Source organism: Leifsonia sp. AG29 (assembly GCF_009765225.1).
Lineage (GTDB): Bacteria > Actinomycetota > Actinomycetes > Actinomycetales > Microbacteriaceae > Leifsonia.
The window spans coordinates 1-12,623 of the sequence record NZ_VMSF01000002.1 but is presented as its reverse complement, the minus strand read 5'-3'; the positions used below and the strand labels follow the sequence as shown (position 1 = coordinate 12,623).

The following is a 12,623-nucleotide window of genomic DNA, read 5'->3' as shown; positions in this document are numbered from 1 at the left end:
CCCGGGGCGCAACATGACCGACAACGGCGCCTGCTACCGCTCACGCGACTTCGCCGCCGCACTCGGCCCGATCCGGTACCGCTTCACCCGCCCCTACCGGCCACAGACCAACGGCAAAGTCGAGCGGTTCAACCGCACCCAGGCAACCGAATGGGCCTACGCCCGCGCCTACAGCAGCGACGAAGCCCGAGCGGCCGACTACGACCGATGGCTCCATCACTACAATCACCACCAACCCCACACCGGCATCGGCGGCTCAACACCCGCAGCCCGCGTTCACAACCTCACGGGGAACTACATCTAGTCCCCCAGTGATAGCGCAAAAAATCATGGCTCCTCAAATGGTGCGATCCTCGCTACCCCTGTAGCGACCGAGCAGTACGGATCCGACACAGGGTCGACCCTTGTCCCTCGGGACCTAGCTCCGGATCACGGTTAATCGATAAATCCTTTCCCTTTGAGCTAAACCTTCGGAGTTCGAAACAGGCTTCAATTCAGTCTAAAGTAACGCAAGCTGGGCGATGCGTTCTATTGAACCGATGCAAAATCTGTCCTAGTCTTTCGCCTAGACGCCGAGCATCTTCACGCCCGCCGCCTCAAATTAGGTTGTTCTGATCAAGGGAGATCGGTGAAAAAGTCAGCGGCACGCGCGGTCGGCGTTTTCGCGAGCATCGCGGCCATCATCGCTGTCGGCGCTCTGCCCGCATCGGCCACTCCGGGTGATACGTGGCAGGCGTCCTCAGGATTCTCGAGCACCCAGGGATATTTCCAGTGGAGGTACGAGACAGCTAACGGGCCACTCGCCACCGCGACCTCATGGTCCGCTATGTCCTATGACAGCGCAGATAGTCGGTGGAGCGGGACGGACCCGCTGGCTCTCATCGGGTTGAACTGGGAGCACCCGGGCTCCTCGATCGCGGTCTCGCGTAGCTGGACAGCTCCAACCGATGGTTCGGTAGAACTCACCGGGACAGCCGCAATGGCTGGCACTGGCGGGGACGGCGTGACCGCCGCCATCACGGTGAAGTCAGGAAGCGCGACGACCAACTTGTGGAAGCAGACCCTATCCGCCGGCGACACGGTGGGCCGAGGTTATGATCTGCGCGTCAGAGTCCAGGCAGGCGACGTTATCAGGTTCGTTGTTGATCCGGGGACCACGAATTCGTTTGACACCACGAACTGGGACCCTAAACTCACTTACGTTTACGCAGCACCAGGAGATACTTGGCTCGCGTCTACCGGTTTCTCCAGCAATCAGGGTTGGTATCAGTGGGGCTATGAGGCTGGAAATGGTTCCTTCGAGACAGTCTCCTCTTGGTCCCCAATGACCTACGACGCAGCCAATACGCGCTGGAAAGGGACGGATCCGCAGGCTCTCGTCGGTTCTTCTTGGGTGAACCCTGGAGCCTCCTCCGCTGTGGCCCGAAGCTGGACAGCCCCCGACGACGGAATGGTTGCAATCACCGGAACAGCCGCAATGGCCGGCACCGGTGGGGATGGCGTAACGGCAGCTATCACCGAGGCGTACTCCTCAAACCCGAACCACCTCATACTTTGGCGTCAGACTATTAGCGCCGGAGATACGACCGGCAAGAGCCATGACGTCCGAGCCTGGGTGTCTCGCGGGGACGTGCTCCGGTTCATCGTTAGCGCGGGTTCAACGAATTCTAACGACCGCACGAACTGGAACCCGATTGTGACCTATTCATACGCGCAAGATTCCTCCATGGTTGGTGCGGGGTGGACCGCGAGCAACCAGTCATACGACACCCCATATCAGGCCGTGAACACTGTCTATCAAGACGGAGGCCAAGCTATGGCCCGCGATAGCGCCGGCAACCTGTGGTCCGTGATGGGGCAGACCAGCCTGCAGACAGGCACCACGCGTTACAAGCTTTCCGTTTGGAAGGGCGCCACATCGACAAACATGACGTACCAGTACGAACCGACGCTGAATTTCCAGCTGGGCGCCGCGGGAACAGCCTTCAATAGCGTTACTTACCCAGACGGACCCAGGTCGCGGGGCTCGATCTGGCCCATGGGGCTTTGGATCGACAACAACGGAAAGTTCTACCTCTACTTCCACAACGAAACGGGCTGGGGAGCTGGAGGCACGGGCTACACAACCACCGGCCCGGGCGAAAGCGAACCAGACTTTCGCCACGTAGGTCTCGCTACATCCACTAATCAAGGGCAGAGCTGGTCCTTTGACAGCTGGGTGCTTACTGCCGAGAAGAAGAGCTGGACCAACGCATACGTCCCCGACGCCGGGCTCGGCGTAGGACAGCCGTCCGACGTAGCCGCTGAACTCGGTGCTGGAGACTTCAGCCTTTACGCAACTTCCTCGTACCTCTACATGTACTACGGCATCGCGCACAGCCCGATGGTGAGCAGCTCCGCGCAGGCTGGTGGCGGAGCAGTCTATGTGGCACGCGCACCGCTCTCAAGCGCGAAGGTTCCGGGAACATGGACCAAGTACTACAACGGTGGCTGGACCGAGTCCGCCAATGCAGGTAAGGAGACTCCGCTTTTTGAGGGCGGATTCCAGCCGCACGTCAGCTATAACTCTTATCTCGGCAAGTACATGATGTTCACGTACAACAATTCGCTAGCGCGACAGTCGGCCGCGCTTGCGATCCCGCAAGTGAGTTTCAGCACGGATCTGGTCACGTGGTCTTCGTCCGTCCCTGTATTGCCCAATCCGTTCATTCCGGGCACCGCACAAAGCGATCTTGGGTACGGCTATTACGTCACCCCAGCAAACACCGCCACCACCGGCAACCCTTTCGACACGGGAAAGTCGTTCGTGTTGTTCTATGCCGGCAATGCAACCGGAGTCAAATATATCAATGTCACCCTTCCGTAGTCACATTGGTGAGGCCTAATTCGCGGTCGAGTGCGAGGGGCTTTGCGAATGGCCCCTAGTGCACCACTAATCCCGCACGATCACCCACGTCAGAAAGAAGATATGTCACGTCACCCGAAAATCACGCACGGTAGCTCTTCAAAGGGAACAACGCGACTGCGTACCCTGACACCCCAACTCGTTGAGCAATCCACGTTTCTTGGAGGCGCTCAGTGACGCTTGTCTGGGGCCACGATCAACTGAGTGTCGAGCTGACCACCACTCCGACGAGCCCGATGAAGTTCGTGCGCTTGGGGCTACCGGGCGATCCTCCGCTACTTTCAGAACAGCCGGCTATCGAAATCAGCATCGCATCCGCGGGCCGATCCTGGGGCCGCTCACTCTCGCGAACGGTAGTCGGCGCGCAACTCCGCTACGTCGATCACGTGGCAGATGTGATAGACGGATGGTCTCGACTGAGGGTGGTCACGGAAGACGCCGAGTTTGGAGTAGTCGCGACTCTGAATCTGCTCACCTACCCAAACGAGTCTGCGATGGTTGGATGGGTCAAAGTCGAGGTTCGTGAAGGATTCAGGGAGGTGACAGTCCTGTCGGCCTCGTCGCTTGCGTTTGGTCTCGTCCATGCAGATGAGACCATAGAGGAGCTCAAACTGACCGCAGGCGAGAACTCGTGGCTCTCCGAGGGAAGATGGAAGACGGTGCCGCTCAGAGACGCGGGACTGCCGCAGGTTGGGATCGCGGAGCACCGCGTTGCGGCGAGTCACGCCACGATAACCCGCGCCGGCTATGGACCTTGGTCTACTTCGGCGAGCCTTCCCGTCGCCGTTATTGAGTCAAGCAAGAGAGCTCGAATGTGGCAGATCGAGAACAACGGACCGTGGCGCTGGGACATAGGCGAGGACTCCGCCGGGGCCTTTGCGGTCCTCGCCGGACCTACTGACGAGAATCACTCGGCATACTATCGGCTCGCCCCAGGAGATGAGTTCGAGACTGTACGGGCGTCGATCTCATTTGGGAACTCCTTCTTCGAGGCGTCCGCAGCGATGACCTCCTACCGTCGACGCGTTCGCGCACAGCACGGCGTTCTACGCACACCAAAGGTCGTGTACAACGACTACTTGAACACATTGATGGCGGACCCATCGGAGGAGAAGCTCTTACCGCTGATCGCGTCAGCCGCCGAAGCCGGCGCCGAGGTTTTTTGCATCGACGCCGGTTGGTACTCGGATGGAGACGGCTGGTGGGATACCGTCGGCGCCTGGAAGCCATCTCTCGTTCGATTCCCGAGAGGGCTAGAAGCCATCACTCGATACATTGAAGAGCTTGGCATGGTGCCGGGAATTTGGATGGAACCAGGGGTTCTCGGCGTCCGAAGTGAGGTCATCCGCGCTCTGGGGATAGACGCTGTGCTATGCCGAAACGGTGAGCCAGTCGTCGAGCACGGGAGATACTGCCTGAATTACTCCAATCCCAAAGTTTCCGACTACCTCGATGCGACCATCGACGCACTCATCGCGGACCTCAATATTGGCTACTTCAAATTTGATGACAACGTAGACCCGAGCAATGGGGGCTCGCCAGGAAGCGCTAGCCTTGGGGCCGCACTGCAGGAGAGCGCAAACGCGCAGGCGGCATGGCTCGATCGCCTGCGGCTTAGACACCCCACTCTCATCCTCGAGAATTGCGCATCAGGAGGTATGCGGGAAGATTTCGTGCTCATCCAGCGCACAGATCTACAGTCAACAAGCGATCAGCAGATTGCGGCGCTGTATCCACCTATTGCTTGCGCGGCACCCATGATGATGCCTCCTGAGGCGGCCGGCAATTGGGCAGTGCCAACTAAAGAGGACAGTCCGCAGGAATTGACATTCAGCCTCTGCACCTCCATGCTGGGGAACTTCTTCTTCTCAGGGTTTCTAGATCAATTGCACGCGCCGGCTTTCGCTGCCGTACAGTCCGCGGTCAAGGCATACAAGGGTGTGCGCGATCAATTGGCACGGGCGAAGCCGTTCTGGCCGCTCGGATTAGCTGGTTGGAGCGACGACGTTATCGTCCTCGGCTTGCGAGACGGCGGCGACCACTTCGTCACTGTTTGGAATAGATCTGAGCGGCCAACATCGCTGGTGCTAGACATCGATGTGTCGGGAAGCCTTCACTCGATCGAGCCGATTTTTCCCACCTCGCTGCATCCATGGCAGCTCAATATTCTGCCTACTGGGCGCTCTGTGGGTGTCTCGATTCCGGCCGGATTGGACGCGCGCACCTTTGTCGTACACGGGGAGATGGCGTAGAAGTTGTATCCCTGCGGAAACCGGACCGGGACGAGCTGCCGTGAGCGCTCTGCCCATTGGCAGGTAAGCTGAGCCGGAGGCGCACTGGCGCAACCATGAATGGAATCGCGAGGGGTTGAGAGCTCCGGTGAGGTCCGCGAGGCACGACTGTGTGGACTGGAGTCGAGAAATCCCGTCGTACCTGGTGGTAGTGCGACGGCAGCAGCTGAAATGTGGCTCAGTGCGAGAGGACGTTTTTACCCTTCGCCCACCTGCTGGCCGCGCCGGCGCGCCCGGTTCCAGTCTTCCTTGGGGCGCCCTCGGGTGCCCCGTCGCGACATTATCCTTGGGTCCGTGGGCCAGCGGCTGGGCAGACAGGCGACTGATGCGGGTTGAGCACGTCGGTTTGGACGGGCGATAGGCTCCTGAACAACGGGTCGTCTAGGCAAGCGTCTATGCGCGGGAGGACTCGCGAACGATTAGCTCAGGTTGCGTTTCAATCTGACGAACCCCATCCGCGATGGGCGTGTCGGCGAGCTCGTTGAGCAAAATGTCTGCGACCGCCTTGCCTAGCTGCTCGTGCGGAATGCGAATAGATGTGAGAGGTATGAGGTTTGAGGCGGCAAACTCGATGTCGTCATACCCGACGACTGCAATATCGTGAGGTACACGCACGCTCGAGTCGAGTGCGATGTGTTGGAGCACCCCTATAGCAAGCAGGTCGTTTGCGCAGAAGATGCCGTCTGGCCAAGTATCTTTGGGGCGAGACAACAATTCAGATGCTGCTTGCCTACCGTTTTGGACGGTTCGTTCAGCTGCACTGATGAACTGCAAGGACGCGCCGGGCACCGTCTGTACGGCGCGAAGCGCCCCCCGCATTCTGTCCCCAACTTGACGAAGGTCAAGCGACGACCCAATGAAAGCGATTCGTCGTTTTCCAGTCTCGAGCAAATGCCTCACAGCGAGCTCACCGCCCAGAACATCATCGATCGAGACGTAAGGCTGGTTGGGGTTAGACGATTGCCGCCCACTTAACACGCTGGGGGTACCTCTCCGACGCATCTGTTCGAGCTGCTCGTCGATATCGCCGATCGGTCCTACAATTAGGCCCCGAACCCGCTGCATCTCGAACATCTTGAGGTAATCGCATTCTCGCTCTGAGGAACCATTATCGTTGGCGATGAGGAGATACATACCGTGCGCCGCAAGGGTGCGTTCGATCCCATTGGCTATCTCGACCGAGTGCGCATTAGTGAGTTCGAAGGTCACGTAGCCAACCGTCGAATTCGTTCCGACTCGCAGCTGTCGCGCCGCCGAGTTCGGAACCCAGCCGAGCTCCTGAATTGATTTGTCAATTCTGGTTCTGGTCGCTTCCGTTAGGCGGCCGGGGTTATTTAGAAAGTTCGACACGCTAGCCGTAGACACGCCCGCGTGTTCTGCTACGTCCCTCATACGAACTGTACGCACAGGTTCTCCCTCTGACTCACCCTAGAGCACTTCGATAGCAGTTGGACCGGAGCGTTTGGGTAACTCCCACACGCAGAAGCATATGCCCGCGTTGTAACGGTTAAAGTTTACATTCGAGATCAGCGACGCTGTGATACGCATCATTCGGCCCGTACGCCCGTGTTTGCTTACTCAAGAGTCCTCCGAGTGAATCCCGTTCTACTATTGAATCGAATAACTCGCTTGTGTAGAGTGCTGCCAACCTCGCCCTGAGGGGCCGGCGTCCACAGTAACCATTGCACCTAGCAGAGGCCGCCGGATCAGTATTCAAAGAGGAGTACCCGTGCGATTCAAATTTGTTCGTGCTGCCGCAGTTCTGGGAGGTCTCGGCATTCTGGCGGCAGGCCTAGCAGGATGCTCGGCAGCCGAAAATGGAAGTACCGCAGAAGTCAAATCGCTGACGCTATGGGAAGCCCAGTCAACCCCTTCCGCGATGAAGTCAGTATTGGAGGGCTTCAAGAAGTCGACCGGAATCTCCGTGAACGTGGTCACGATTCCAGACTCGTTTGAACAGAATTTGCAGACGAAGTGGGCAGCTGGGCAGCGTCCCGATATCCTGTTTTACCAGCCTGCGCCTTCATCTCTCGCAAACCTCAATGCCAAGAAAAATCTCCAGGACCTCGGAGACATGAAGTTCGTCCAGCAAACCAAGTTCGGGTTGGCTGACGCAGGAACTATGGACGGCGTTCACTACACCGCGACATATGACTTCCCTTCCGTTTTCGGGATCTATTACAACAAGAAGGTCTTCTCCGATAACAACATCGCCATCCCAAAAACGGTGGCCGATCTGGACTCAGCCGCAGCCACACTGAAGGCAAAGGGGGTAGTTCCGTTCGGCGTGACCGGCGGCGACAACTGGAGTACTCAAATCCCGTTCATGGAAGCTAGTACCGACCTTGTTCACGCCGGAGATGTCAAGAAGATCAACAACGGCTCCGAGAAGTTCACCGATGCGAAATGGATCGATGCTTTCAGCGTCGCCCCTGGCTGGGTGAGCAAGGGGTGGGTAAACCCGGATTACAAGTCTGCTCAGTACGCGGCAATGCCGGCGCAGCTTCAGGCGGGCAGCGTGGCGATGTACCCGATGGCGTCCTGGATGGCGGGCACATTCACCGACACCTCAGATATTGGCTTCTTCCCCTGGCCGTCCACTTCAGAGGCAGTGCAGTATCAGTCAGGGAATGTGGCATCAGTGCAGCTCCCCAAAACCGGTGACAGTGCCCGTGAGGCGGCCTCCCGCAAATTCGTCGACTACATCACGGTCGGGCAAGGGTACAAGACGCTCAATGCCGCGCTCGGCAGCCCTTCGATCATGAAGGGGGTTCCTGATCCCGAAAAGGTGAACCCGCTCCTCAAGGAAGCGGCGTCGCTTTTTGCTGGCGGCAAAAGCCTGCCCAGCTTGGACACCCAGCTCGCTTACGGCCCATCCAACCGCGCCGACTTGTCACTGGCCTTGGTGACGGGATCCCTGACGGCGCAGGAGTTCGCTAGTCAGTATCAGGACGCATTCGACAAGCTGCGCAAGCTGCAGGGTTGAACAGTCGAGCGGGAGAGTGCGCAATCACTCTCCCGCTCGATTCAGAGAAAGTGACGCTCACGTGAGCAAACTCGATGAAAGAACAGCGACTCCGCGAAACGATCCGGAGCGGTCGAACTACAAGCGAAGAGCCGGACGTCGTAGAGCTCGCCTGGGCCGCTTGACCGGACGGGAGCAAATTGCTTTGCTGGCCGCGCCTCTGTCGCTGTTCACGGTCTTTTTCCTACTTCCTAATGTCCTAAATTTCGTCCTCAGTCTCACAAATTGGAATTCGTATTCTGATGATGTCAAGTGGGTTGGACTAGACAACTTCGCTGGACTGTGGAATGACGGGACCCTGCTCAATAGCCTGCGGGTCACTCTCGTCTTTGCGTCGTTAGTGGCCATAATCCAGAACGCCCTCGGTCTGCTACTTGCACTCGGTCTTCAACGAACCACCAGGAATAACGGAGTGCTGAGGGCCGTGTTCTTTGTGCCGGTTCTCGTATCTCCGCTGGCAACCGGGTATTTGTTCAAAGGCATCTTGGGCTATGACGGTCCCCTGAACCATTTCTTGACGGCCCTGGCTGGACACCCTGTTCATATTCCGTTTCTTCAATCCGAGACATGGACGATCATCGTCGTTGCACTCGTGCACTCATGGAAATACTTCGGTTTGACGATGCTGATCTACATCGCCGGTTTGGCAGCAATACCGGAAGAGCTCGACGAGGCAGCCAGACTTGATGGCGCCTCTCGTGTGCAGTCCTTCTGGTACATCAAATGGCGTCTGCTTGCTCCCGCTGTAACCGTCAACATCACGCTGACCCTCATCGGGTCATTGAACGCTTTCGACGTCATTCTCGCCACGACTGGCGGCGGCCCCGGCACGACAACGCAGGTTTTCAACATGTTCGTATTCCAACAGTTCGGTTCGGGAGCTTTCGGAGTGTCCACCGCGATGTCTCTGGTCCTGTTTCTAACGGTGGTTTGTATAGCCCTGCCGCTGATCACATACTTGCGTCGTCGGGAGATCGAAGCATGAGCACCTATAGCCGTCCTAGCACCGTTCGGCGGATCGGACTCCCACCCGTCAAAGTTGTCTCAGTCGCCCGGGTAACAGCCCTCTGGTTTACAGCTGCCGTCGTTGTGCTTGCCCCGCTCAGCTTGCTACTCGTTAACGCCTCTAAACCGACCGGAGAGGCCACCTCCGTCAGCGCGTCCTTGCCATCACGGTTCGCTCTATTCGACAACATCGCCACCGTGATTCAAGAAGGCAACACGATCACGGGCTTCGTCAACAGTGTATTGATTACGGTTCCTTCGATCGCTCTCATACTCTTTTTTGGATCTATGGCAGCTTGGGTGTTCGCTCGAGGGCGCACCCGGACGGTCGGCGCTGTGTATTTTGTAGCGATTAGCGGTATTTTGCTGCCGCCGGCCATCGTGGCAACCCTTCGAGTGATGAGCAGTCTTGGTCTGTCGGGTCGACCGGCTCTCATCCTGTTCTATCTCGGCACGCAGCTGAGTCTGGCCGTGTTCGTCATGACGGGATTCGTCAAGTCCATCCCCATTGAGATAGAAGAGGCCGCTCGAGTCGATGGAGCGAGCACCCTCCGCGTCTACTGGTCGATCGTACTTCCGTCACTCAGGCCGGTACTTCTGACGACGGCAGTGATCTCGGCACTATTGATTTGGAACGACTTCCTCACGCCGTTCTTCTTGCTGTCGGATCCTTCTCAGCAGACTATGCCGCTGGGCTTGTACAACTTTGCGAGCGCTACTCAGTACACGCTCAACTGGAATCTGATCTTTACCCAGGTCCTGCTGGTGAGTCTTCCACTCCTTGTGCTGTTCGTAATCGCACAACGAAGAATTGTCGGCGGTCTGCTCGGCGGGGCCCTCAAGTAGCGCCAGCCCGCGCGACCCATCGGCGTTAAGTTATCAACCCTGCTCCCGCCGGGGCCCTTGGCGGGCGACGGCGCAGGTACCCGGAAATAGTAAGGAAAACTAGCTATGCAGTGGACTGCGAAGATGATCGCCTCCGATCATGAATTCTCGGGCGCACCCCTTCTGCGCAAGAAGTTCACCGTTACGTCGGGTCATGGCGGCATAACTGCCGCGCACCTGATGTTGTCCGCCCAAGGTCTAATTGAACCGTGGCTCAATGGCAAGCGCGTGTCAACTGACCTGCTAACTCCTGGATGGTCCAGCTACGAGTGGCGTACACGGTACGAAGTGTATGACGTTGCGAACTTACTGACAGAACAATCGGTTGTAGGTCTTGCGTTGGGAAATGGATGGTTCCGTGGGCGGCTCGGCTGGACTGGTCGCTCTCACGTGTACGGTGACGAGCTTGCTGCCATGGCAGAACTTCGAATCGAGTTCGAAGACGGCGCAACTCAGCTGGTGTGTACGGACGAGACTTGGAAAGCGGGACCAAGCGCCACACTGATGAACGACCTCTACGATGGCCAAACCATTGATGCCCGTCGCCGTGCGGACTGGCTAAACACCGAGTTCGACGACGCGGACTGGGTAGGAGTCCACTTCGTCGACTTCGACTACAACACGCTTCAAGCAGCCTTTGCCCCCGCCGTGCGGCCTCAGCAAGAAGTCAAAGCAAAAAGCTCATGGCGCTCCGCGTCTGGCAAGACGCTGGTGGACTTTGGTCAGAACCTCGTTGGATGGATCCGTGTGACGATCGAGGGTCCCGCCGGCACCGTCGTGACAATCCGTCATGCCGAAGTGATCGAGAATAGTGAACTAGAAACGAGGCCGCTTCGAAGCGCGCTCGCTACCGACCGCTATATTCTGAGTGGTCGAAAGGACACATTCGAACCAACCTTCACCTTCCACGGCTTTCGATACGCCGAGGTTTCTGGATGGCCTTGCGAGCTTAAATTAGAGGATCTCACGGCCATAGCCCTAGGTTCTGACTTGCGTCGAATCGGTCGTTTCGAAAGTTCGAGCGAGTTGCTGAATCAGCTTCACAAGAACATCGTCTGGGGCACGAGGGGCAATTTCGTCAGCATCCCTACTGATTGCCCCCAACGAGATGAACGGTTGGGTTGGACCGGCGATATTGCGGTGTTTGCCCCGACGGCGTGCTACCTCTTTGATAGCGAGTTGTTCCTCCGCGATTGGTTGAGAGATCTCTCGCTGGAACAAGATCATCACGACGGAGTAGTTCCTTATGTGGTACCCGACGTTATGAAGCTCGTCGGATCGGGAGGAAACCTGCCATCGCAGGAAACGGCAGCGCTATGGAGCGACTCAGCGGTTTGGGTTCCCTGGGCGATCTACCAGGCTTACGGCGACCGCAGCGTCCTGGTCGAACAGTTCGACTCAATGGTGGCCCATCTGCGCAAGGTGGCAACGCTGTTGTCGCCGGGTGGTGTGTGGGACACAGGATTTCAATTCGGTGACTGGCTGGACCCCGATGCGCCCCCGGACGATCCAGGCGCCGGAAAAGCTGACTCCGGGGTTGTGGCAACCGCCTGCGCTTACCGCTCGGCAACCATCGTGACGAAGGTTGCGGAACTCCTAGGCCGTGAATCTGACGCAGCCGAGTTCGGCAAGTTTGCGGCGAATTTGCGTGAAGCTTTCAATCGACACTATGTGAATGCCGGCACAATTCTCAGCGACTGCGTGACTGTGTATTCGCTCGCGATCGAATTTGATCTTGTTTCACCTGCCGACTCTGCAGAATGCGCTGCACGTCTTGCGCATCTAGTGGAGGAAGAGGGCTTCGTAATTTCGACAGGATTCGCTGGCACCCCTTTTGTCCTGGATGCTCTCACTCGAAGCGGCTACCTGGATCATGCTTACCGACTTCTGCTGCAGACCGAGTGTCCGTCGTGGCTTTATCCGGTGACCATGGGCGCGACCACGGTCTGGGAGCGCTGGGACTCCATGCGCCCGGACGGCACCATCAACCCGGGCGAGATGACCAGCTTCAACCACTACGCGCTCGGCGCGGTGGCCGACTGGATGCACCGGGTCGTCGGCGGCCTGGCGCCGCTGGCCCCGGGGTACGCCCGTGTGCTAATCGCCCCGCAGCCCGGCGGCGGACTGACCGAAGCGGCGACCTCGCTCGAGACGCCGCATGGCCGCGTATCCGTCAGCTGGCGCGTCGAGGACGGCTCGTTCACCGTCGACGCAGAGCTGCCCGAGGGCGTCGACGGCATCCTGCGGCTCCCCGACGGCACGGAGCGGGCCATCGGCGCGGGCCAGGTCACGGCGACCGCCGACCTGCCCGCCGTCGTCGCCGCCGGCGTCTGACAACCTCCCACCGTTCCACCGCTCTAAAGAAAGCGAATTCATGACTCTCGCCGACAACATCCGCGACCGGTTGGCGCGGCAGGCGATCGAGCTGCCCAGTTGGGCGTTCGGCAACTCGGGCACGCGCTTCCGCGTGTTCGGCACCCCCGGCACCGCGCGCGACCCGTTCGAGAAGGTC

8 protein-coding genes and 1 pseudogene are annotated in these 12,623 nt (G+C 58.5%); 8 read left to right on the top strand and 1 reads right to left on the bottom strand.

What is annotated here, in order from left to right; genetic code table 11:
* Positions 1-13: 13 nt before the first annotated feature.
* The 3 genes from FPT20_RS17630 (at position 14) to FPT20_RS17620 (ending at position 5,157) form a co-directional block, all read left to right on the top strand.
* Complete coding sequence (locus tag FPT20_RS17630) at positions 14-304, top strand: integrase core domain-containing protein (protein WP_158868408.1); 291 nt, start codon at positions 14-16, stop codon at positions 302-304.
* 699 nt (positions 305-1,003) lie between these two features.
* Positions 1,004-2,866, top strand: coding sequence for a hypothetical protein (locus tag FPT20_RS17625; protein WP_158868406.1), 1,863 nt, complete (start codon positions 1,004-1,006; stop codon positions 2,864-2,866).
* A 212-nt stretch (positions 2,867-3,078) separates the two neighbouring features.
* Positions 3,079-5,157 carry a glycoside hydrolase family 36 protein gene (locus tag FPT20_RS17620; protein ID WP_158868404.1) on the top strand — a complete coding sequence of 693 codons (2,079 nt, stop codon included), beginning with the start codon at positions 3,079-3,081 and terminating at the stop codon, positions 5,155-5,157.
* Between the two features lie 432 nt (positions 5,158-5,589).
* On the opposite strand, the gene FPT20_RS17615 is transcribed toward FPT20_RS17620, so the two are convergent.
* Complete coding sequence (locus FPT20_RS17615; RefSeq protein WP_158868402.1) at positions 5,590-6,588, bottom strand: LacI family DNA-binding transcriptional regulator; 999 nt, start codon at positions 6,586-6,588, stop codon at positions 5,590-5,592.
* Positions 6,589-6,925: 337 nt separating this feature from the next.
* On the opposite strand from FPT20_RS17615, the gene FPT20_RS17610 reads away from it, so the two are divergent.
* From FPT20_RS17610 to FPT20_RS17590, 5 genes and pseudogenes are all read left to right on the top strand, one after another.
* The gene (locus tag FPT20_RS17610; RefSeq protein WP_158868400.1) at positions 6,926-8,182 is read left to right on the top strand and encodes an ABC transporter substrate-binding protein; all 1,257 of its coding nucleotides are present in this window, start codon (positions 6,926-6,928) and stop codon (positions 8,180-8,182) included.
* Between the two features lie 61 nt (positions 8,183-8,243).
* Entirely contained in the window at positions 8,244-9,206 is a 963-nt protein-coding gene (locus FPT20_RS17605; protein WP_233265673.1) for a carbohydrate ABC transporter permease, read from the top strand.
* Positions 9,203-10,072, top strand: a complete 870-nt coding sequence (locus FPT20_RS17600; RefSeq protein WP_158868398.1) for a carbohydrate ABC transporter permease — start codon at positions 9,203-9,205, stop codon at positions 10,070-10,072. Before FPT20_RS17605 ends, FPT20_RS17600 begins: the two co-directional genes overlap by 4 nt.
* 105 nt (positions 10,073-10,177) lie before the next feature.
* On the top strand, positions 10,178-12,445 hold the full coding sequence (locus tag FPT20_RS17595; RefSeq protein ID WP_233265672.1) for an alpha-L-rhamnosidase: 2,268 nt from the start codon (positions 10,178-10,180) through the stop codon (positions 12,443-12,445).
* Positions 12,446-12,485: 40 nt separating this feature from the next.
* Positions 12,486-12,623, top strand: a pseudogene (locus FPT20_RS17590) (L-rhamnose isomerase); the annotation flags it as partial.